Source organism: Pantoea sp. AN62 (assembly GCF_050432985.1).
Taxonomy (GTDB): Bacteria; Pseudomonadota; Gammaproteobacteria; order Enterobacterales; family Enterobacteriaceae; genus Pantoea; species Pantoea brenneri.
Genome location: NZ_JBNPYB010000018.1, coordinates 96,749 through 118,206 on the forward strand (window position 1 = coordinate 96,749; position 21,458 = coordinate 118,206).

General features: G+C 56.1%; 16 protein-coding genes and 1 riboswitch. Of the genes, 11 read left to right on the forward strand and 5 right to left on the reverse strand.

Translation table 11 applies throughout. From position 1 onward, the window contains the following. A complete protein-coding gene (locus FHW04_RS19905) occupies positions 1 to 2,436 on the forward strand; it encodes a bifunctional aspartate kinase/homoserine dehydrogenase II (RefSeq protein ID WP_089562537.1) in 2,436 nt (811 codons plus the stop codon). Positions 2,437 to 2,647: 211 nt separating this feature from the next. Further along, complete coding sequence (gene metF, locus FHW04_RS19910; RefSeq protein ID WP_089562536.1) at positions 2,648 to 3,547, forward strand: methylenetetrahydrofolate reductase; 900 nt, start codon at positions 2,648 to 2,650, stop codon at positions 3,545 to 3,547. An 87-nt stretch (positions 3,548 to 3,634) separates the two neighbouring features. On the opposite strand, the gene ppc is transcribed toward metF, so the two are convergent. Next, a complete protein-coding gene (gene ppc / locus FHW04_RS19915) occupies positions 3,635 to 6,286 on the reverse strand; it encodes a phosphoenolpyruvate carboxylase (protein ID WP_046289526.1) in 2,652 nt (883 codons plus the stop codon). Positions 6,287 to 6,641: 355 nt separating this feature from the next. Then, the gene (gene argE / locus FHW04_RS19920) at positions 6,642 to 7,790 is read right to left on the reverse strand and encodes an acetylornithine deacetylase (RefSeq protein WP_089562535.1); all 1,149 of its coding nucleotides are present in this window, start codon (positions 7,788 to 7,790) and stop codon (positions 6,642 to 6,644) included. A 167-nt stretch (positions 7,791 to 7,957) separates the two neighbouring features. Between argE and argC the strand changes: the two genes are divergently transcribed. The 4 genes from argC (at position 7,958) to argH (ending at position 12,459) form a co-directional block, all read left to right on the forward strand. After that, positions 7,958 to 8,962 (forward strand): N-acetyl-gamma-glutamyl-phosphate reductase, encoded by a 1,005-nt coding sequence (gene argC, locus FHW04_RS19925; protein WP_031377642.1) that lies wholly within the window; start codon positions 7,958 to 7,960, stop codon positions 8,960 to 8,962. Between the two features lie 14 nt (positions 8,963 to 8,976). Beyond that, a complete protein-coding gene (gene argB, locus FHW04_RS19930) occupies positions 8,977 to 9,753 on the forward strand; it encodes an acetylglutamate kinase (RefSeq protein ID WP_031377641.1) in 777 nt (258 codons plus the stop codon). Positions 9,754 to 9,777: 24 nt separating this feature from the next. After that, on the forward strand, positions 9,778 to 10,995 hold the full coding sequence (locus FHW04_RS19935) for an argininosuccinate synthase (RefSeq protein ID WP_031377640.1): 1,218 nt from the start codon (positions 9,778 to 9,780) through the stop codon (positions 10,993 to 10,995). A 90-nt stretch (positions 10,996 to 11,085) separates the two neighbouring features. Beyond that, on the forward strand, positions 11,086 to 12,459 hold the full coding sequence (gene argH / locus FHW04_RS19940; RefSeq protein WP_089562534.1) for an argininosuccinate lyase: 1,374 nt from the start codon (positions 11,086 to 11,088) through the stop codon (positions 12,457 to 12,459). A gap of 119 nt (positions 12,460 to 12,578) precedes the next feature. Here the strand turns inward: argH and FHW04_RS19945 are convergent, their stop codons facing one another. After that, entirely contained in the window at positions 12,579 to 13,313 is a 735-nt protein-coding gene (locus FHW04_RS19945) for a glutathione peroxidase (RefSeq protein WP_089562533.1), read from the reverse strand. Positions 13,314 to 13,438: 125 nt separating this feature from the next. On the opposite strand from FHW04_RS19945, the gene oxyR reads away from it, so the two are divergent. Beyond that, a complete protein-coding gene (oxyR, locus tag FHW04_RS19950) occupies positions 13,439 to 14,356 on the forward strand; it encodes a DNA-binding transcriptional regulator OxyR (protein ID WP_031377635.1) in 918 nt (305 codons plus the stop codon). On the opposite strand, the gene sthA is transcribed toward oxyR, so the two are convergent. Next, positions 14,339 to 15,739 carry a Si-specific NAD(P)(+) transhydrogenase gene (sthA, locus tag FHW04_RS19955; protein WP_031377634.1) on the reverse strand — a complete coding sequence of 467 codons (1,401 nt, stop codon included), beginning with the start codon at positions 15,737 to 15,739 and terminating at the stop codon, positions 14,339 to 14,341. The two genes, oxyR and sthA, sit on opposite strands and share 18 nt — an antisense overlap. Before the next feature lie 192 nt (positions 15,740 to 15,931). Here sthA and fabR point away from each other — a divergent pair, with 192 nt between their 5' ends. Further along, positions 15,932 to 16,579 (forward strand): HTH-type transcriptional repressor FabR, encoded by a 648-nt coding sequence (gene fabR, locus FHW04_RS19960; RefSeq protein ID WP_003851200.1) that lies wholly within the window; start codon positions 15,932 to 15,934, stop codon positions 16,577 to 16,579. Between the two features lie 14 nt (positions 16,580 to 16,593). Further along, complete coding sequence (locus tag FHW04_RS19965; RefSeq protein ID WP_031377633.1) at positions 16,594 to 16,947, forward strand: YijD family membrane protein; 354 nt, start codon at positions 16,594 to 16,596, stop codon at positions 16,945 to 16,947. Positions 16,948 to 16,992: 45 nt separating this feature from the next. Here the strand turns inward: FHW04_RS19965 and trmA are convergent, their stop codons facing one another. Further along, entirely contained in the window at positions 16,993 to 18,096 is a 1,104-nt protein-coding gene (trmA, locus tag FHW04_RS19970) for a tRNA (uridine(54)-C5)-methyltransferase TrmA (RefSeq protein WP_089562532.1), read from the reverse strand. A 110-nt stretch (positions 18,097 to 18,206) separates the two neighbouring features. Continuing rightward, a riboswitch (cobalamin riboswitch) is annotated at positions 18,207 to 18,389 on the forward strand. Positions 18,390 to 18,458: 69 nt separating this feature from the next. Between trmA and btuB the strand changes: the two genes are divergently transcribed. Both btuB and murI read left to right on the forward strand, forming a co-directional pair. Next, complete coding sequence (gene btuB, locus FHW04_RS19975; protein WP_031377631.1) at positions 18,459 to 20,339, forward strand: TonB-dependent vitamin B12 receptor BtuB; 1,881 nt, start codon at positions 18,459 to 18,461, stop codon at positions 20,337 to 20,339. Beyond that, positions 20,284 to 21,135: a glutamate racemase gene (gene murI / locus FHW04_RS19980; RefSeq protein ID WP_031377630.1), complete on the forward strand. Its 852-nt coding sequence runs from the start codon at positions 20,284 to 20,286 to the stop codon at positions 21,133 to 21,135. The genes btuB and murI overlap by 56 nt, the downstream gene beginning before the upstream one ends. The last annotated feature ends 323 nt before the right edge of the window (positions 21,136 to 21,458 follow it).

The window sequence follows — 21,458 nt, forward strand, 5'->3', positions numbered from 1 at the left end:
ATGACGATTTCAGCAGGCGCGGGAACGCCGGATATCAGGCAGTTGCATAAATTTGGCGGCAGTAGCCTGGCGGATGCACGCTGCTATCAGCGTGTGGCCAGTATTATGGCGGACTACAGCCAGCCGGGCGACATGATGGTGGTGTCGGCGGCAGGCTCGACCACCAACCAGCTGATTAGCTGGCTGAAGCTCAGCCAGAGCGATCGGTTGTCTGCGCACCAGGTGCAACAGGCTTTACGGCGTTATCAAAGCGAGCTGATTAGCGCGCTGCTGCCTGCTGAGATCGCTGAACCGTTAGTCTCGGCATTCATCCGCGATCTGGAGAAGCTGGCCGCCCTGCTGGATGGCACGCTGACGGACGCGGTGTATGCCGAAGTGGTCGGGCACGGTGAAATCTGGTCGGCCCGCCTGATGGCCGCGGTGCTGAGCCAGCGTGATATGCAGGCCTGCTGGCTGGATGCGCGCGATTTTCTGCGTGCTGAACGGGCCGCGCAACCGCAGGTGGATGAAGGCAAGTCGTGGCCACTGCTGCAAACCCTGCTGGCACAACATCCGCACAAGCGCATCGTGGTGACCGGCTTCATCAGCCGTAACGACGCCGGTGAAACGGTGCTGCTCGGACGTAACGGTTCCGACTATTCCGCGACGCAGATTGGCGCGCTGGCGGGCGTCGGTCGCGTCACCATCTGGAGCGATGTGGCCGGCGTGTACAGTGCCGATCCGCGTAAAGTGTCGGATGCTTGTCTGCTGCCGTTGTTAAGGCTGGATGAAGCCAGTGAACTGGCGCGCCTTGCCGCCCCGGTGTTGCATACCCGCACACTGCAGCCGGTCTCGGGCAGCGACATTGATCTGCAACTGCGCTGCAGCTACCAGCCGGAGCAGGGTTCAACCCGCATTGAGCGCGTACTGGCTTCCGGTACCGGCGCCCGTATCGTGACCAGTCACGATGACGTTTGCCTGATTGAGATTCTGCTGCCGGAACAGCACGATTTCAGCCTGCTGCATAAAGAGATCGATCTGCTGCTGAAGCGCGCTCAGCTACGTCCGCTGGCGGTGGGTGTGCATCCCGACCGCCAACTGCTGCAGCTCTGCTACACCTCAGAAGTGGTCAACAGCGCTTTTTCGCTGCTCCAGGATGCCGGTCTGCCGGGCCATCTGCAACTGCGTGATGGGCTGGCGCTGGTGGCGCTGGTGGGCGCGGGCGTCACCAGCAATCCGCTGCATACCCACCGTTTCTGGCAGCAGTTAAAAGACCAGCCGGTAGAGTTTATCTGGCAGTCAGAAGAGCACATCAGCGTGGTGGCGGTGCTGCGCGTCGGTCCGACCCGTCATCTGATCCAGGGATTGCACCAGTCGCTGTTCCGGGCGGAAAAGCGCATTGGCCTGATGCTGTTCGGTAAAGGTAATATCGGTTCGCGCTGGCTGGAACTGTTTGCCCGTGATCACGAAAACCTGTCGGCTCGTACCGGATTTGAATTTGTGCTGGCCGGTGTGGCCGATAGCCGCCGTAGCCTGCTGAGTTACGACGGACTGGACGCCAGCCGGGCGCTGGCCTTCTTTGATGATGAAGCGGTAGAACGTGATGAAGAATCGCTGTTCCTGTGGATGCGGGCGCACCCGTTTGACGACTTAGTGGTGCTGGACGTCACGGCCAGCACGCCGCTGGCGCAGCAGTACCTCGATTTCGCCAGTCACGGTTTTCACGTCATCAGTGCCAATAAGGTAGCGGGCGCGTCGGACAGCCAGACGTGGCGGCAAATCCGCGATGCCTTTACCAAAACCGGCCGTCACTGGTTATATAACGCCACGGTAGGGGCTGGCCTGCCGATTAACTACACGGTGCGCGATCTGCGCGACAGCGGCGACACTATCCTGGCGATCAGCGGCATCTTCTCTGGCACGCTGTCGTGGCTGTTCCTGCAGTTTGACGGCACGGTGCCGTTCACCGAGCTGGTGGATCAGGCGTGGCAGCAGGGTTTAACCGAGCCCGATCCGCGCGTCGATCTCTCCGGACAGGACGTGATGCGTAAGCTGGTGATTCTGGCGCGTGAAGCGGGATATGACATCGAACCGGATCAGGTTCGGGTTGAATCTCTGGTGCCGGATAACGGCCAGCAGGGTTCGATCGACCATTTCTTTGAAAATGGTGAAGAGCTGAATGAACAGATGCTGCAACGACTGGAAGCTGCGCAGGAGCTGGGCTTAGTGCTGCGCTATGTTGCCCGTTTTGATGGCAACGGCAAAGCCCGGGTCGGCGTCGAAGCCGTGCGACCGGAGCATCCGCTGGCCGCATTGTTGCCGTGCGATAACGTTTTTGCCATTGAAAGCCGCTGGTATCGTGATAATCCGCTGGTGATCCGCGGTCCGGGTGCGGGACGTGATGTCACAGCGGGCGCCATTCAGTCAGATATCAATCGCCTGGCGCAACTGCTGTAATCCTTTCTTCTCAGGCGCTTCGGCGCCTGTTCTCGTCTTTAATCCTCACCCATCATGAATTTCCTTCAGGTTGAATGAAAATTTATCACCGCAGTTGATCATTTTTTAGTTGACGCTGGTGCCGGATTCGGTCATTTTGAACATCTGGACGTCTAAACGTATGGATGTTTACAGATCGACAGTTAACCGATGTGATCGATGAGGATGCAGGATGAGTTTCTTTCATGCCAATCAGCGCGAAGCGCTAAACCAGAGCCTGGCAGAGCTGAACGGGCAAATTAATGTCTCATTTGAATTCTTTCCGCCGCGTACCAGCGAAATGGAAGCGACGCTGTGGACCTCAATCGATCGCCTGAGCAGCCTGAAACCAAAATTCGTCTCTGTCACCTACGGCGCGAACTCTGGCGAGCGCGATCGTACCCACAGCATCATCAAAGGGATTAAAGATCGCACCGGTCTGGAAGCCGCACCGCATCTGACCTGTGTCGATGCCACGCGAGAAGAGTTACGCACCATCGCGCAGGATTACTGGAACAACGGTATCCGCCATATCGTGGCGCTGCGCGGTGACCTGCCGCCAGGCGGCGGTAAGCCAGAAATGTATGGCTGCGATCTGGTCTCGCTGCTGAAAGAAGTTGGTGATTTTGATATATCGGTTGCGGCTTATCCGGAAGTCCACCCGGAAGCCAAAAGCGCGCAGGCCGATCTGATTAACCTGAAGCGCAAAATTGATGCCGGCGCGAACCGGGCGATCACCCAGTTCTTTTTCGACGTCGAAAGCTATTTACGCTTCCGCGATCGCTGTGTGTCGACCGGCATCGACGTAGAGATCGTGCCCGGTATTCTGCCGGTCTCAAACTTTAAACAGCTGCAACGCTTCGCCACGCTGACCAATGTACGCGTGCCGGGCTGGATGAATGCAATGTTTGCCGGGCTGGATGATGATGCTGAGACGCGCAAAATGGTAGGTGCCAACATCGCGATGGATATGGTGAAGATTCTGTCGCGCGAAGGCGTGAAAGATTTCCACTTCTACACGCTGAACCGTGCCGAAATGAGTTATGCCATCTGCCACACTCTGGGGGTGCGTCCCGCCGCCGCGGCCGCCTGATTCGACCGCTCCAGCCAATAAAAAAGTCGGGCTTATCCCGACTTTTTTGTTATCAGTAGCAGGCGCGAATACCGCGCCTGCACCGGCTTAACCGGTATTGCGCATGCCGGCTGCCACACCCGCAATGGTCACCATTAATGCCTGCTCTACGCGTGCATCCGGCTCATCACCACGGGCTTCCTGAGCACGTGAACGATGCAGCAGTTCCGCCTGCAGCACGTTAAGAGGATCGGTATAGACGTTACGCAGCGCAATCGACTCAGCAATCCACGGCTGATCGGCCATCAGGTGAGAGTCGTTAGCAATGGTCAGTACCGCTTTGATATCCGCATCCAGCTGGTCGCGCAGCTGTTTGCCCAGCGGCCAGAGTGATTTTTCGACCAGCCGCTGATCGTAATATTCCGCCAGCCACAGGTCGGCTTTCGAGAACACCATCTCCAGCATGCCGAGGCGAGTGGAAAAGAACGGCCAGTCGCGGCACATCGCTTCCAGCTGATCCTGATGGCCCGCCGCCATCGCCTGTTGCAGCGCCGCACCGGCACCCAGCCAGGCAGGGAGCATCAGACGGTTTTGCGTCCAGGCGAAAATCCATGGAATCGCACGCAGCGACTCTACGCCGCCGGTCGGACGACGCTTGGCCGGACGTGAGCCCAGCGGCAGTTTACCCAGCTCCTGCTCCGGTGTCGCTGAACGGAAGTAAGGCACAAAATCTTCGTTTTCACGCACATAGCCACGATACATCGCACAGGAGTCGGCAGAGAGCTGATCCATGATGTCGCGCCATTCGCGTTTTGGCTCCGGCGGCGGCATCAGGTTCGCTTCGAGAATCGCGCCGGTGTAGAGCGACAGGCTGGCGATGGTGACTTCCGGTAAACCATATTTGAAGCGGATCATCTCGCCCTGTTCGGTGACGCGCAGGCCGCCACGCAGGCTGCCCGGTGGCTGTGACAGCAGAGCCGCATGTGCCGGTGCGCCGCCACGGCCAATGGTGCCGCCGCGTCCGTGGAACAGCGTCAGCGAAATCCCGGCTTTTTCACAGGTTTTGATCAGCGCATCCTGCGCCTGATACTGCGCCCAGCTGGCTGCCATGACGCCGGCATCTTTCGCCGAGTCAGAATAGCCAATCATCACCATCTGTTTGCCCTGAATAAAGCCGCGATACCAGTCAATGCTCAGCAGCTGGCTCATCACATCGTTGGCATTATTCAGGTCATCGAGCGTTTCAAACAGCGGTGCCACCGGCATGGCATAGTTGATGCCCGCTTCTTTCAGTAACAGGTGAACCGCCAGCACGTCAGACGGCGTTTTCGCCATTGAGATAACGTAAGCGGCGATCGAGCCCTGTGGGGCTTCAGCCGCAACGCGGCAGGTTTCCAGCACTTCGCGCGTCTCATCGCTGGGTTCCCAGCTGCGCGGCAGTAGCGGACGTTTTGAATTCAATTCGCGGATCAGGAAGGCCTGTTTGTCCGCTTCGGACCAGCTTTCATAATCGCCGAGGCCGAGATAGCGGGTCACTTCCGCAATGGCTTCGGTATGACGGGTGCTCTCCTGGCGCAGGTCGATACGCACCAGCGGCACGCCAAAGCACTTCACGCGGCGCAGCGTATCCAGCAGCTGGCCGTTGGCGATGATGCCCATGCCGCACTGCTGCAGTGACTGATAAATGGCATACAGCGGATCCCACAATTGGTCGTTGGAGACCAGCAGGTCCGCCGGACGCGGCAGACGTTCGCCTTTCAGTCGACGTTCAAGGAATGCCTGCGTGGTCATCAGCTGACTGCGCAGACGTTTCAGGATCATCCGGTAAGGTTCCAGCGCGTCCGGATCGCCGCTCAGTTCGCGCACTTCTTCGCTGCACTCCGACATCGACAGCTCAGAGATCAGCACGCCAATGTCACGCAGGAACAGATCGGCCGCTTTCCAGCGACTCAGTTGCATCGCGTGGCGGGTAATGGCGGCTGTGACGTTAGGGTTGCCGTCACGATCGCCGCCCATCCATGAGGTGAACTGCACCGGCACGAAATCGACCGGCAGTTTAATCCCGAAGGCTTCTTCGACCTGCTCGTTCAGCTCGCGCAGAAAAGCCGGAACGCCTTCCCATAAGCTGTTCTCGACCACGGCGAAGCCCCATTTGGCTTCATCAATCGGGGTCGGACGATATTTGCGGATCTCGTCGGTATGCCAGGCCTGCGCCACCAGCTGGCGCAGACGGCGCATAATCTGGTTACGTTCGTAATCGGAAATGTCACTGTGATCGAGTTGCTTGAGGCAACTGTTGACCTCCACCAGCTTGTGAATCAGCGTGCGGCGGGTGATTTCGGTCGGGTGCGCAGTCAGCACCAGCTCCAGCGACAGCGACTCAATCGCCTCACGGATCGCGGTTTCGCTGATGTCTTTCTGCTGTTTCAGGGTTTCGAAGGTCTTTTTCAGCAGTTCAGGATGGTTTGCGCCTTCACCGCTGTGCGAGATGGTCTGGTACTGCTCAGCCACGTTGGTGAGGTTCAGAAACTGGCTAAACGCGCGGGCCACCGGCAGTAACTCGTCATTGGAGAGGTTTTGCAGCGTATTAAGCAGTTCCTTACGATGAGTGTCATTACCTGCACGGGATGACTTGGAGAGCTTACGGATGGTTTCCACCCGGTCGAGGATGTTCTCGCCCAGCGCATCCTTAATCGTATCCCCGAGCAGTTTGCCGAGCATACTGACATTACTTCGCATTGCGGAATATTGTTCGTTCATTGGACCCTGACACCCTTATCGTCTTGAAAAACTTCTACACCCGACCCTTTTCAGGCAGCAGAAAAAGCAGCAACTTTATCTTCCCGGTAATGTACGGGGAATTTGCTCAGTTGCCGCCTGTCTGCAATCTGAAAATATCTGGATAGTTACCCGGTGGGCATAACAACGTCTTTTATCTAGCCACGTAAACCTGTCCACGTCAAATGCGTTAAAGTGGGGCGAACGTGCGGCTAACTAACCGAAATTCATGGAATTTATTTGGGACGGAGCGGGATAAGTTATTCTTATTGTTAAATCCCGCAGAATGACCGGGCATTTTACTGATATCACAGTGAAATGCCCCATTTGCTGTTAATCAGTGACAAAAATGCTGCACAACCTGACTGATAAGCGCCCGCGTCGGCTTAATAAATGCGGTATCAATAAATTCGTCTGGCTGATGCGCCTGATTGATCGAGCCCGGACCCAGTACCAGCGTCGGGCAGAGCTGCTGAATAAAGGGTGCCTCGGTGCAGTAGTTCACCACTTCGGTTGGCGTACCGAGTAATTTCTCGACCACGCTGACCAGTTCATGGTTCGCCGGGCATTCGTAACCCGGAATCGGCGGATGCAGCTCTGCGACCGTCACACGGCCAGGCCATCGTGCACTGACCGGGGCCAGCGCGTCGTTCAGCAGTCCATCCAGATCGCTGAGCGATAAGCCCGGCAACGGCCGGATATCCATATGCAGTTCACAGCAGGCGCAGATGCGATTAGCCGCATCGCCACCGTGAATATGCCCGAAGTTCATCGTGGGATAGGGAATAGCGAAACCATCGTGGTGATAGCGCTCTTTTAGCGTATTGCGCAGTTGCATCAGATGGGTAATCGATTCATGCATCAGTTCAATGGCGTTGACGCCGCGCGCCGGCTCGCTGGAGTGGCCCGACTTGCCTTCAATACGGATCACGTTCGACAGGTGCCCTTTGTGCGCGCGAACCGGCTTGAGTGAGGTTGGTTCGCCAATGATGGCGCAATCCGGACGCAGCTGGGTCGATTCAGAAAAGTATTTAGCGCCGGCCATGGTGGTCTCTTCATCGGCGGTGGCGAGGATGTAGAGTGGCTTGCTCAGCGTCGTGACATCCACATCCCGCAGCGTATCGAGAATAAAGGCGAAAAAGCCTTTCATATCTGCGGTGCCGAGGCCGTAGAGTTTGTTGTCGTGCTCGGTCAGGGTAAAGGGATCGCGGGTCCAGCGGCCATCGTCGAACGGCACGGTGTCAGTATGACCGGCTAACAGCAGCCCGCCTGCGCCGTCACCGGTCCGGGCCAGCATATTAAATTTATTGCGGGTGCCGGGCACCGGCTGAACTTCAACGCTGAAGCCGAGGTCGCGAAACCAGCCAGCCAGCAAATTGATTAAAGTTTCATTACTCTGGTCCAGTGCGGCATCGGTTGCGCTGATTGACGGTGTGGCGATCAACTGGCGGTAGAGTTCGATAAAAGGCGGTAATTTTGTCTTCACTGTTGACGGTCCTTGAGTTAGGATGTATCAATATTCATGCATTAATAGTGAATAAAAATACATTAACGTCGTCTGCATGTGAACCTTAAATCGCTGCAAACGACATTGTGGGCAACGGGGCAAGGCCGCGACCCGGAACGTGTGACTGTAAAAAGGGTTACAGCCTGATGTTGAATACGCTGATCGTGGGTGCCAGTGGTTACGCTGGCGTAGAGCTCGCCACCTTCCTGAATCGCCATCCAGATATCAACATAACCGCTTTAGCGGTTTCGGCGCAAAGTCCCGATGCGGGTAAGCGCTTGTCCGATCTGCATCCGCAGCTGAAAGGGGTGGTGGATCTGCCGCTACAGCCGTTGAGCCATGCGGCGGAATGGGCAGATAAAGTGGATGTGGTTTTTCTGGCGACGGCCCATGAAGTCAGCCACGATCTGGCTCCGGAATTTCTCAAGGCCGGTTGTGTGGTATTCGACCTGTCCGGTGCCTTCCGCGTCAATGATCCCGCGTTTTATACCCGCTTCTATGGCTTCACCCATCAGCATGGCGACTGGCTGGATAAAGCGGTCTATGGCCTGGCGGAATATCAGCATCAGCAGATTAAGCAGGCACAGCTGGTGGCCGTGCCGGGTTGTTACCCGACGGCGGCCCAGCTGGCGCTGAAACCGCTGGTGGAGGCGGGCCTGCTGAATACGGCACAGTGGCCGGTGATCAACGCCACCAGCGGCGTGAGCGGCGCAGGGCGTAAAGCCAGCGTCGGCACCAGCTTTTGCGAAGTCAGCCTGCAGCCTTACGGTCTGTTCAACCATCGTCATCACCCGGAAATCGTGGCGCATCTTGGTACGCCGGTGATTTTCACGCCGCATCTGGGCAACTTCCCGCGCGGTATTCTGGCGACGATAACCTGCCGGTTAAATCCGGGCGTGAGCCGCGAAGACGTGGCGGCAGTGTTCCAGCGCGCGTATCACGATAAGCCACTGGTCCGGCTCTACGAGCAGGGCGTTCCGGCACTGAAAGCGGTGGTGGGTCTGCCGTATTGCGACATCGGTTTTGAGGTACAGGATGAGCACCTGATTGTGGTGGCCGCCGAAGATAACCTGCTGAAAGGCGCCGCGTCGCAGGCAGTCCAGTGTCTGAATATCCGCTTCGGCTTCCCTGAAACCACCTCACTGACCTAACGGACGAGTAAACCATGACCAATCCATTGATTATCAAGCTGGGCGGTGTGCTGTTAGACAGCGAAGAAGCGCTGGCCCGTCTGTTTGATGCGCTGCTGACTTATCGCAGTGCCCATCAGCGTCCGCTGATTATTGTTCACGGTGGCGGTTGCCTGGTGGATGAGCTGATGAAAAAGCTGGCGCTGCCGGTGAAGAAAAAGAACGGCCTGCGCGTCACGCCGGCCGATCAGATCGACATTATTACCGGTGCGCTGGCGGGAACTGCCAACAAAACCCTGCTGGCGTGGGCCAAAAAAACCGGCATCAACGCGGTTGGCCTCTGCCTTGGCGATGCCGGCATGGTTAACGTCACCCCGTTTGATGAAGAACTGGGCCACGTGGGTCACGCCATGCCGGGTAACCCGGCGCTGATGAACACCCTGCTGGCCGCTGGTTATATGCCGGTCGTCAGTTCTATCGGCATCACTGACGACGGCGAACTGATGAACGTCAACGCCGACCAGGCTGCGACGGCGCTGGCATCGACCCTTGGCGCTGATTTAGTCTTGCTGTCAGACGTCAGCGGTATTCTCGACGGCAAAGGTCAGCGCATCGAAGAGATGACCGCCGACAAAGCTGAGCAGCTGATTACCCAGGGCATTATTACCGATGGCATGATTGTGAAGGTGCACGCTGCGCTGGATGCGGCGCGTACGCTGGGCCGCCCGGTGGATATCGCCAGCTGGCGTCACGCTGAGCGGTTGCCTGACCTGTTTAACGGCGTGCCGATTGGCACCCGGATTCTCGCTTAACGACTCTGATTCAAGGATTACGAAATGCAAACGCAAGGCATCAAAAAAATCGTTCTGGCTTACTCCGGTGGTCTTGATACTTCCGCCATCATTCCGTGGCTGAAAGAGAACTACGGCGGCTGTGAGGTGGTGGCGTTTGTGGCCGATATCGGTCAGGAGCGCAGCGATCTTGAAGGCGTAGAGAAGAAAGCGCTGCAGTCCGGTGCCTCTGAGTGTCACGTGGTTGATCTGCGTGAAGAGTTCATCAGCGATTACGTTTACCCGGTGCTGCAGACCGGCGCTCTGTATGAAGGCACCTATCTGCTGGGCACCTCGATGGCGCGTCCTATCATCGCGAAAGCTCAGGTTGAGCTGGCGCTGAAAGTGGGTGCGGATGCACTCTGTCACGGTGCAACCGGTAAAGGTAACGATCAGGTGCGTTTCGAAACCACCTACACCGCGCTGGCCCCGCAGCTGAAAGTGGTCGCGCCATGGCGTGAATGGAACCTGCGGTCACGTGAAGCGCTGCTGGACTACCTGAAAGAGCGCAACATTCCGACCACCGCGTCGCTGGAAAAAATCTACAGCCGCGATGAAAACGCCTGGCACATCTCCACCGAAGGCGGCGTGCTGGAAAGCCCGGCTAATGCACCGAATAAAGATTGCTGGGTCTGGACCGTCGATCCTTTAGAAGCGCCGGATCAGCCGGAAGAAGTCACCGTGACCGTTGAAAAGGGTCGGGTAGTGGCAGTGAACGGCGAAAAACTGAGCCCGTTCCAGTGTCTGGAAAAACTCAACGTGATCGGTGCGAAACACGGTGTGGGCCGGATCGATATCGTTGAAAACCGTCTGGTCGGCATCAAGTCCCGTGGATGCTATGAAACCCCAGGCGGCACCATCATGGTTAACGCGCTGCGTGCGGTTGAGCAGCTGGTACTGGATCGCGATAGCTTCAAATGGCGTGAGCAGCTGGGTCAGGAGATGTCTTACGTGGTCTACGACGGCCGCTGGTTCGCACCGCTGCGTAAGTCAATTCAGGCCGCTGCGGAATCACTGGCTGAAGAAGTGAATGGCGAAGTGGTGTTGCAGCTCTACAAAGGTCAGGCCACGGCGACGCAGAAGCGTTCACCGAACAGCCTCTACTCCGAAGAGTTCGCGACCTTCGGCGAAGACGAAGTTTACGACCATCGTCATGCTGGCGGATTTATCCGTCTGTTCTCGCTCTCTTCGCGCATCCGCGCCCTGAACGAGCAGAAGAAGTAATTCTCAGGCGAGGTACGCCTCGCCTCACCGTTTGAGATCAGGGGCGGCATTTATGCCGCCCTTTGTTTAACGATTTGAAGGAGTTTTCCCATGGCACTTTGGGGTGGACGGTTTACCCAGGCAGCAGATCAACGTTTCAAACAGTTCAACGATTCGCTGCGCTTCGATTACCGCCTGGCGGAGCAGGACATCATGGGTTCTGTCGCCTGGTCCAAAGCGCTGGTGACGGTGAATGTCCTGACCCAGGATGAGCAGCAGCAGCTGGAAGCAGCATTGACTGCCTTGCTGGCGGAAGTGCGCGCCAATCCTGAGCAGATTTTGCAGAGCGATGCTGAAGATATCCATAGCTGGGTAGAAGGTCAGCTGATCGACAAAGTCGGTGCGCTGGGCAAAAAACTGCACACCGGCCGTAGCCGTAACGATCAGGTCGCTACCGATCTCAAGCTGTGGTGCAAAATGCAGGTCGACGCGCTGCTGAGCGCAACGCGTGAGCTGCAGCAGGCGCTGGTTGCGACCGCAGAAGCGAACCAGGATGCAGTGATGCCGGGTTACACCCATCTGCAGCGGGCGCAGCCGGTTACGTTTGCGCACTGGTGTCTGGCCTATGTCGAAATGCTGGCGCGTGATGAAAGCCGCCTGCAGGATACCCTGAAACGGCTGGATGTCAGCCCGCTGGGCTGCGGCGCGCTGGCGGGTACCGCCTACGAAATCGATCGTCAGCAACTGGCGGGCTGGTTAGGTTTCGCCTCGGCGACCCGCAACAGTCTGGATACGGTTTCTGACCGCGACCATGTGCTGGAGCTGCTCTCTGACGCCGCGATCGGCATGGTCCATCTGTCACGCTTCGCCGAAGATATGATCTTCTTCAACACCGGTGAAGCGGGCTTTATCGAACTGTCCGACAAGGTGACCTCCGGCTCATCACTGATGCCACAGAAGAAAAATCCGGATGCGCTGGAGCTGATCCGGGGCAAATGCGGCCGGGTACAGGGCGCACTGACCGGCATGATGATGACGCTGAAAGGTTTGCCGCTGGCCTACAACAAGGATATGCAGGAAGACAAAGAGGGATTATTCGACGCGCTCGATACCTGGCTCGACTGCCTGCATATGTCGGTGCTGGTGCTGGATGGCCTGCAGGTGAAGCGTCCACGTTGTCAGGAAGCGGCCGAGCAGGGCTACGCCAACTCGACTGAACTGGCGGATTATCTGGTGGCCAAAGGGGTTCCGTTCCGTGAAGCGCACCACATTGTCGGAGAAGTGGTGGTAGAGGCGATCAAACAGGGCGTGGCGCTGGAAGCGCTGACACTGGCGCAGTTACAGCCGTTCAGTGCAGTCATTGAAGAGGATGTCTATCCGATTCTGGCACTGCAATCCTGCCTGGATAAGCGTAATGCGCAGGGTGGCGTTTCACCGCAGCAGGTTGCTCATGCCCTCAGCGAGGCAAAGCAGCGCCTGGCATAAAAACAGGCAAAAAAAAGCGGGCATGTTACATGCCCGCCAACCTCTAGCTTCAGAATTACTACTTTTTTTATAGGCACATCATCAAAGGGCCAGCACTCCCGGCTGACACAGAGATAGGTTTACGCTGACAGCAGGAACTGCTCCAGGTCATCACTGCCGCCAATATGACGGCCACCGATAAACACCTGCGGCACCGTTGCCCGGCCAGAAACGGCACGCAGGCTGACGGTCGTGGCATCCTGTCCCAGCACGATCTCTTCGTACTGAATTCCGTGGTCCATCAGCAGCTGTTTTGCTTTGGTGCAGAACGGGCAGCCCGGCTTGGTAAAGACCGATACTGACTCCTGCACTTTAAATTCCGGCGCCAGATAACGCAGCATGGTATCGGCATCTGACACTTCAAACGGGTCGCCTGGCTTGTTCGGCTCAACAAACATTTTCTCAACTACGCCGTTACGCACCAGCATCGAGTAACGCCATGAGCGTGGGCCAAAGCCGAGATCGGCTTTCTCAACCAGCATCTCCATGCCGCGGGTGAACTCGCCGTTGCCATCAGGGATAAAGGTAATGTTTTCTGCCCGCTGTTCCGCTTTCCACGCATTCATCACAAAGGTGTCATTAACGGAGACACACAGAATGCTGTCCACGCCGTGCTGTGCAAAAACACCTGACAGCTCGTTGTAACGCGGCAGATGGCTGGATGAGCAGGTAGGAGTAAACGCGCCCGGCAGAGAAAAAACGATCACCGTTTTGTTGTTAAACAGCTCATCGGTGGTTACATCGACCCAGCGATCGCCCTGGCGGGTATGAAAAGTGACCTGCGGAACGGTTTTACCTTCCTGACTTGCAAACATTTTTTCTCCTTAATGGCGAACCGCTTATTTTGATGCGTGCATTATTCCCGCCCACCCTTGATAGGGCTAATCGTTCATTGCTATTCTATCTATCGCCACGGACTATCGTGGTCTGGAGGGTAATAATGAATATTCGTGATCTTGAATATCTGGTTTCGCTTGCTGAACACCGCCATTTCCGCCGCGCTGCGGATGCGTGTCATGTCAGCCAGCCCACGTTAAGCGGGCAGATCCGTAAGCTGGAAGATGAGCTGGGTGTGATGCTGCTGGAGCGTACCAGCCGTAAAGTGCTGTTCACTCAGGCCGGCTTGCTGCTGGTGGATCAGGCACGAACGGTGCTGCGTGAAGTGAAAGTGCTGAAAGAGATGGCCAGTCAGCAAGGGGAAGCGATGTCAGGCCCGCTGCATATCGGCCTTATTCCAACCACCGGTCCTTATCTGCTGCCACAAATTATTCCGATGCTGCACCAGACGTTTCCAAAACTGGAAATGTATCTGCATGAGGCGCAAACCCAGCAGTTGCTGGCACAACTCGACAGCGGCAAGCTGGACTGCGCAATTCTGGCGCTGGTCAAAGAGAGTGAAGCCTTTATCGAGGTGCCGCTGTTTGATGAGCCAATGAAGCTGGCGGTCTATGCCGATCATCCATGGCGCGATCGCGATCGGGTGCCGATGTCCGATCTGGCTGGCGAGAAACTGCTGATGCTGGAAGATGGCCACTGTCTGCGCGACCAGGCGATGGGCTTCTGCTTTGAGGCGGGCGCGGATGAAGATACCCATTTCCGGGCCACCAGTCTGGAAACGCTGCGCAATATGGTGGCGGCAGGCAGCGGCATTACGCTGCTTCCGGCGCTGGCGGTACCGCCAGAACGTATCCGTGATGGCGTGTGCTATCTGCCTTGCTACAAACCGGTCCCTCAGCGCACCATCGCGCTGGTCTACCGGCCGGGTTCACCTCTGCGCAGCCGTTATGAACAGCTGGCAGAGGCAATTAAAACCCACATGCAACATCATTTCGACACGGCGTTAAAACAGGCGGTTTAAGCCGTTTAATGCCGCCACGCGATAGGCTTCGGCCATGGTAGGGTAGTTAAAGGTGGTATTCACGAAGTACTCAATCGTGTTGCCACCGTTCTTCTGCTCCATGATCGCCTGTCCGATGTGGATAATTTCGGCCGCCCGCTCGCCAAAGCAGTGAATACCCAGAATCTCTTTGGTTTCGCGGTGGAACAGAATCTTCAGGCTGCCAACGTTCATACCCACAATCTGCGCCCGCGCCAGATGCTTAAACTGCGCACGACCCACCTCGTAAGGCACTTTCATCGCTGTCAGCTGCTGCTCGGTTTTACCCACGGAGCTGATTTCCGGAATGGTATAAATGCCGGTTGGGATATCTTCAATCAGGTGCGCGGAGGCTTCCCCTTTGACGATGGCCTGTGCGGCAATCCGGCCCTGATCATAAGCAGCCGACGCCAGGCTCGGATACCCAATCACATCACCGACCGCATAGATATGCGGCTGTGCAGTCTGGTACATGCTATTCACTTTCAGCAGGCCACGGCCATCCGCTTCCAGTCCGACATTTTCCAGTGACAGCGAATCGGTGTTACCGGTACGGCCGTTGGCGTACAGCAGACAGTCAGCTTTGACCTTTTTGCCCGATTTCAGATGGATAATCACGCCATCTTCCACTCCTTCAATCTTCTCGAACTCTTCGTTGTGACGAATCACCACGCCGCTGTTCCAGAAGTGATAAGAGAGGGAGTCAGACATCTCCTGATCCAGGAACGCCAGCAGACGATCGCGGGTGTTGATCAGGTCAACCTTGACGTTCAGGCCGCGGAAAATCGACGCATACTCACAGCCAATCACCCCGGCACCATAAATGATTACGTGGCCCGGTTCGTGATGCAGGTTAAGGATTGAATCTGAGTCGTAGACACGCGGATGGGTAAAGTCGACGTCATCTGGATGATAAGGACGCGAACCACAAGCGATGACAAACTTCTCCGCAGTCAGCCGTTCACGCGTGCCGTCAGGTTGTTCAATCTCAATGGTGTTGGCGTCAACAAAACGGGCATCCCCCTGATAAAGCTCACAGCGGTTACGCTCATAAAAACCCTGACGCATCGCCGTTTGCTGGCTGATCACGTTTTCAGTGTGATTAAGAATGTCAGCGAAGGAGGAGCGGAGCAGTCGGGTGTGGTCGCTGTAGAGCGGATTCTGGTTGAATTCGATGATGCGACTGACGGCGTGGCGAAGTGCTTTAGAAGGAATGGTGCCCCAGTGCGTACAACCGCCGCCGATGTTGTGGTAGCGTTCGATCACTGCGATGCGCGCTCCCTGCTTCACCAGCCCCATCGCCGCACCTTCACCGCCGGGTCCTGAGCCAATCACAATGGCATCGTAATCGTAAGACTTTTGCATACCGATACGTCCTATTATTTATACATTTTTACAACGAGATTCTAACATCTCGCCGCGCACTTCTGAATTCTATCAGCGATTTTCATCACAGTTTGGCAAAGAGTGAGGTTCACAGGCGGTGACAAAGTTTGCTGCTCTGTACGCTGAAAATTTTGTTATAGTGCCCCCTCAACACCGCAAAAGGCTGAGAGAATGGGCGTCAGAGCGCAACAAAAAGAACGTACACGACGTACACTGATTGAAGCAGCTTTCAGTCAGCTCAGCGCCGAACGCAGTTTTGCCAGCCTGAGTTTGCGAGAGGTTGCCCGTGAAGCGGGCATCGCCCCGACCTCGTTTTATCGTCATTTTAAGGATGTTGATGAACTGGGTCTGACTATGGTGGATGAAAGCGGGCTGATGTTGCGACAGCTGATGCGCCAGGCGCGCCAGCGTATCGCCAAGGGCGGCAGCATCATCAAAACCTCGGTTTCCACCTTTATGGAATTCATCGGCAATAACCCCAATGCCTTTCGCCTGTTACTGCGTGAACGCTCCGGCACCTCTGCCGCTTTCCGTGCTGCGGTCGCGCGTGAAATTCAGCATTTTATCGCTGAACTGGCGGATTATCTTGAGGTCGAAAATCGCATGCCGCGCAGTTTTACCGAAGCGCAGGCCGAAGCGATGGTGACTATCGTCTTCAGCGCCGGGGCAGAAGCGCTGGATGTCGATGCCGAACAGCGCCGTAAGCTGGAAGATCGTCTGGTGCTGCAACTCCGCATGATCGCCAAAGGCGCCTATTACTGGTACCGCCGGGAACAAGAAAGACTGGCGGTCACCCTGGAAAAACCCGAAGAGCAATGAATAAGGATCAGGCCATGACCCACCCGAGTTCCCGCGATAAAGGCACATTGTTACTGGCTTTTATTACCGGTTTAGCGATTAACGGCTCGTTTTCCGTGCTGTTCAGCGCTTTTGTTCCGTTTTCGATTTTTCCGCTGATCGCGCTCGGCCTGGCTGCCTGGTGTCTGCATCAGCGTTATCTGAACACCAACATGCCTGACGGTATGCCGGGACTGGCGGCGGCGTTTTTCCTGCTGGGGATCCTGGTTTATAGCGCACTGGTGCGGGCAGAATATCCGGATATCGGCTCGAACTTCATTCCGACCATTTTGATGGTGGCGCTGGTGTTCTGGATTGCGACGCGCTTCAAGCGCAAACGCAATCAGTAAAGGCGAGAGATGAAACAACGGGAACCTCAGGGTTCCCGTTTTTTTTCAGGCTTTGCGCGTCAGAAGTACGCCGCATTCCATATGGTGGGTATAAGGGAACTGATCGAACAGCGCCAGCCGTGTCACCTCATGCGTCTGCGACAGCGTCTCTAAGTTGTCGCTCAGCGTTTGCGGATTGCAGGAGATATAAAGGATGCGCGGGTAACCCTGCACCATCTTCACCGTCTCGTCATCCAGTCCACTGCGCGGCGGATCGACAAAAATGGTTTCACATTCATAACTGGTCAGATCAATCCCTTCCAGCCGATTAAAACGGCGTACGCCGGTCATCGCCTGGGTGAACTCTTCGGCAGCCATACGGATGATCTGCACATTATCGATCTGATTAGCGGCGATGTTGTACTGCGCCGACGCTACCGACGGTTTGGCAATTTCAGTCGCCAGCACCCGGCGAAAATTACGCGCCAGCGCCAGTGAGAAGTTGCCGTTGCCGCAGTAAAGTTCCAGCAGGTCACCCTGCGAACCCTGAGTGACATCCAGCGCCCACTCCAGCATCTGAATATTCATCGCTGCGTTTGGCTGGGTAAAGCTGTTCTCAACCTGACGATAGATCATCTCACGTCCCGCCACCGGCAAACGTTCATCCACATAATCCCGATCGAGGCAGATTTTGGTTTTGGTGGCGCGGCCAATCAGCTGCACATCCAGGCCTTCGGCGCGCAGTTGATCGCGCAGTTCGCTGGCGGCCAGCTGCCACGCGTCATCCAGCTTACGGTGGTAGAGCAGCGAGATAACAATCTGATTGCTCAGGGTCGACAGATAGTCGATCTGAAACAGCTTATGGCGCAGCGTGCGATTGTCGCGGATCGCCGCGATCATTTTTGGCATCAGCTGGTTGATCAATTCACTGGCGGCAGGGAATTGATCGACGCGGATCCGCTCGCGGGTCTGCTGATCAAAGATGATGTGATAGATGTCATCGCCATCGTGCCACAGGCGGAATTCCGCACGCATGCGATAGTGGCTGACCGGTGAACGGAACACCTCCACCTCGGGCGCAGCAAACGGCGTCATCATCATCTTTAAACGACTGACTTTTTCCGCCAGTTGCGCGTCATATTGTTCAATAGGGAGATGTTCGGGTGTCATGTTCCGTCCTGATTAATAGCTTACTAGCGGGCGATTGTAGGGATTCACTTGCTGATGTCCAGTCCCGCAGCGATAAGAAGTTTGGAAGTCTGGACTTCCGTATCGCCACTCCGTAGACTGCGTTCGCCGGTCTCAAGCCCGAGTTAATAGGGAATCCAGTGTGAATCTGGAGCTGACGCGCAGCGGTAAGGAATGTCGTGGTGAGTGCATTTGCAGACACTGTCCTGCGGGATGGGAAGTCATCACCACTTATGGTTCCCAGCCCGAAGACCTGCCGGTGTCCGTCGCTACTCGTACGATCATCGCGTGCTATTGATTGTATGCCTGCGGCATCCTGTTTTGTTTTTTGGATGCGATTAAAAATGACTAAAACGACCGCATCGCTGTTCGCCTTTAGTGCAACGGCGGTTTCTCTCTGGGCGCAAAATGGTTTTGCTCAGGGGAATGATGATACGCAAATAGTAACCGCCAATCGTTTCGCTCAGCCGGTATCCAGCGTGCTGGCCCCTGTCACGGTAGTGACGCGTGACGAGATTGACCGCTGGCAAGCCAAAAGCCTGACGGATGTGATGCGCCGCCTGCCCGGCGTCGATATCACCCAAAGCGGCGGTATGGGGCAGCAAAGCTCACTGTTTATCCGTGGCACCGAGTCCCGGCACGTCCTGATTCTGATCGATGGTATCCGGCTCAATCAGGCTGGCATTACCGGCTCATCCGACCTCAGCCAGATTCCTCTTTCGCTGGTGCAGCGTATTGAATATATCCGTGGCGCGCGTTCGGCGGTCTACGGTTCGGATGCGATTGGCGGCGTGGTCAATATCATCACGGGCCGTGCGCAACCGGGAACCACGCTGACGGCTGGCGTCGGGTCCAACGGTTATCAATCTTATGATGGCTCTACCCAGCAGAAACTGGGCGACGCGACCAGGCTGACCCTGGCCGGTAACTATACCTATACCAAAGGGTATGACGTGGTGGCTGGCTATCCCAACGCGTATGGTCCGGCACAGCATGACCGCGATGGGTTTATGAGCAAAACCCTGTACGGCAATCTGGAGCATCAGTTCAGTGATGAACTCAGTGGCTTTGTGCGTGGATACGGTTTTGATAACCGCACCGCCTACGACGGGTCAGATAGCTATGATGCCAGCTACAGCAACATTATTGGCCTGGCTGATACCCGACAGCTCTATAGCCAGACCTGGGACACGGGGTTGCGCTTCAATCATGATGTCTATTCGTCCCAGCTTATCGCCAGCTATGGTCGTACCAAAGACATCAATTACGATCCGCGCAACGGACGCTACGGGGCGGCGTCGACTTTCGACGACGTGACCCAATACAATCTGCAATGGGGCAACAGCGTGCAGATTGGGCAGGGCACGATCAGCGCCGGTGTTGACTGGCAGAAGGAGACGACGGAACCGGGCACCAACTATCTGGCAGACAGTTATGAACAGCGTAACACCGGCCTCTATCTGACCGGCCAGCAGCAGTTTGGCAGCGTGACGCTTGAAGGCGCGGTGCGCGGTGACGATAACAACCAGTTTGGCTGGCATAATACCTGGCAGACGGCGGCTTCCTGGGAATTTATCTCCGGGTATCGCGCTTTTGCCTCTTACGGTACCGCGTTTAAGGCACCGAACCTCTCTCAGGTCTACAGTCCTTTTTATGGTAACCGCGATCTCGATCCTGAAAAAAGCAAGCAGTGGGAAGGTGGATTTGAAGGTCTGACCGGGCCGCTTAACTGGCGGGTCTCCGGCTATCGTAATGACATCGATAACCTGATTGATAGCGACCCGTCGACCTATCGCTACTACAACATTAAGCAGGCGCGCATTAAAGGTGTGGAAGCGACCGCTTCATTTGATACCGGGCCGCTGGCGCACCAGCTCTCTTACGATTATGTCGATGCTCGTGATGGCAGCACTAATCAGCCGCTCATCCGTCGTGCTAAACAGCAGGTGAAGTATCAACTCGACTGGACGCTGTATGATTTTGACTGGTCAGTGACTTATCACTATCTGGGCGACCGTTATGATACCGACTTCAACAGTTCGCCCAGCCGTCGGGTGAAGCTGGGCGGGGTTAGCCTGTGGGATCTGGCCGTCTCATATCCGCTCACTTCACAACTCACGGTTCGTGGTAGAATTGCCAACCTGTTCGATAAAGATTACGAGACAGTGTATGGCTATCAAACCCCAGGACGAGAGTATTACCTCAGCGGCAGCTACAGCTTCTGATTTGCGACCCACCGTGCTGGTATTCGACTCCGGCGTCGGTGGGCTTTCCGTCTATGATGAGGTCCGGCAACTGCTGCCGGATCTTCACTATCTTTACGCCTTTGACAACGCCGGCTTTCCTTATGGAGAGAAAAGCGAAACCTTTATTGTCGAGCGCGTGGTGGCGATTGTTGATGCCATTACCCAGCGCTACCCGCTCTCTTTAGTCATCATCGCCTGTAATACGGCCAGCACCGTCTCACTGCCTGCTTTGCGTGAGCGCTTTGCTTTTCCGGTAGTCGGCGTAGTGCCGGCGATCAAACCGGCGGCGCGTATGACGCGCAATGGCGTGGTGGGCCTGCTGGCAACGCGTGCTACGGTGCGTCGTCCTTATACTCACGAGCTGGTGGCGCAGTTTGCTGGCGCCTGCAATATCGAAATGCTGGGCTCGGCGGAGCTGGTGGAGCTGGCTGAAGCCAAGTTACATGGCGAAGAGGTTTCGCTGGAAGCCGTTCGCCGGATTGTTCAGCCGTGGCTGCGAATGGCGGAGCCGCCGGATACCGTGGTATTAGGCTGTACCCACTTTCCTTTATTGCGTGAAGAGTTGCAGCAGGTATTACCGGAAGGCACCCGTCTGATTGATTCAGGTGCAGCGATAGCGCGCCGTACGGTCTGGCTGCTGGAACACGAGGCGCCTGAAGTACGTTCTTCGCAACAGAATGTGGCTTTTTGTACCGAACTGGATGGCGAAGCTGTTCAGTTATCACCCGTTTTACAGCGTTATGGCTTCCCGTTGCTGGAAAAACTGGCGGTTTGACGGCTTTTAGTTGAAAAAATCAGCACTCAGAATTTTATTTGAAATTAGCACTTGTCAGCCTCCGGAAACTCCCTATAATGCGCCTCCACTGACACGGCACAACGGCTTACGAAGCGCCGGGTTAAGTAGGTTCGAAATCATACGAACCAGTGAGTTAAGCAGAAATAAACGCTTGACTGACAATGCGGAAAGCGTATTATACGCAGCCCGCACCACACGAAGTATGTGGCACTGCTCTTTAACAATTTATCAGACAATCTGTGTGGGCACTCGCAGGATTGATATCAGCGTCTCCGGACGTAAAAAATATCAAGTCTCACGAG

Excerpts from the sequence above, each read along its gene's own strand:
- FHW04_RS19905 (WP_089562537.1), top strand. The coding sequence starts at position 1 with ATGACGATTTCAGCAGGCGCGGGAACGCCGGATATCAGGCAGTTGCAT.
- metF (WP_089562536.1), top strand. The coding sequence starts at position 2,648 with ATGAGTTTCTTTCATGCCAATCAGCGCGAAGCGCTAAACCAGAGCCTG.
- ppc (WP_046289526.1), bottom strand. The coding sequence starts at position 6,286 with ATGAACGAACAATATTCCGCAATGCGAAGTAATGTCAGTATGCTCGGC.
- argC (WP_031377642.1), top strand. The coding sequence starts at position 7,958 with ATGTTGAATACGCTGATCGTGGGTGCCAGTGGTTACGCTGGCGTAGAG.
- argB (WP_031377641.1), top strand. The coding sequence starts at position 8,977 with ATGACCAATCCATTGATTATCAAGCTGGGCGGTGTGCTGTTAGACAGC.
- FHW04_RS19935 (WP_031377640.1), top strand. The coding sequence starts at position 9,778 with ATGCAAACGCAAGGCATCAAAAAAATCGTTCTGGCTTACTCCGGTGGT.
- argH (WP_089562534.1), top strand. The coding sequence starts at position 11,086 with ATGGCACTTTGGGGTGGACGGTTTACCCAGGCAGCAGATCAACGTTTC.
- FHW04_RS19945 (WP_089562533.1), bottom strand. The coding sequence starts at position 13,313 with ATGTTTGCAAGTCAGGAAGGTAAAACCGTTCCGCAGGTCACTTTTCAT.
- oxyR (WP_031377635.1), top strand. The coding sequence starts at position 13,439 with ATGAATATTCGTGATCTTGAATATCTGGTTTCGCTTGCTGAACACCGC.
- sthA (WP_031377634.1), bottom strand. The coding sequence starts at position 15,739 with ATGCAAAAGTCTTACGATTACGATGCCATTGTGATTGGCTCAGGACCC.
- fabR (WP_003851200.1), top strand. The coding sequence starts at position 15,932 with ATGGGCGTCAGAGCGCAACAAAAAGAACGTACACGACGTACACTGATT.
- FHW04_RS19965 (WP_031377633.1), top strand. The coding sequence starts at position 16,594 with ATGACCCACCCGAGTTCCCGCGATAAAGGCACATTGTTACTGGCTTTT.
- trmA (WP_089562532.1), bottom strand. The coding sequence starts at position 18,096 with ATGACACCCGAACATCTCCCTATTGAACAATATGACGCGCAACTGGCG.
- btuB (WP_031377631.1), top strand. The coding sequence starts at position 18,459 with ATGACTAAAACGACCGCATCGCTGTTCGCCTTTAGTGCAACGGCGGTT.
- murI (WP_031377630.1), top strand. The coding sequence starts at position 20,284 with ATGGCTATCAAACCCCAGGACGAGAGTATTACCTCAGCGGCAGCTACA.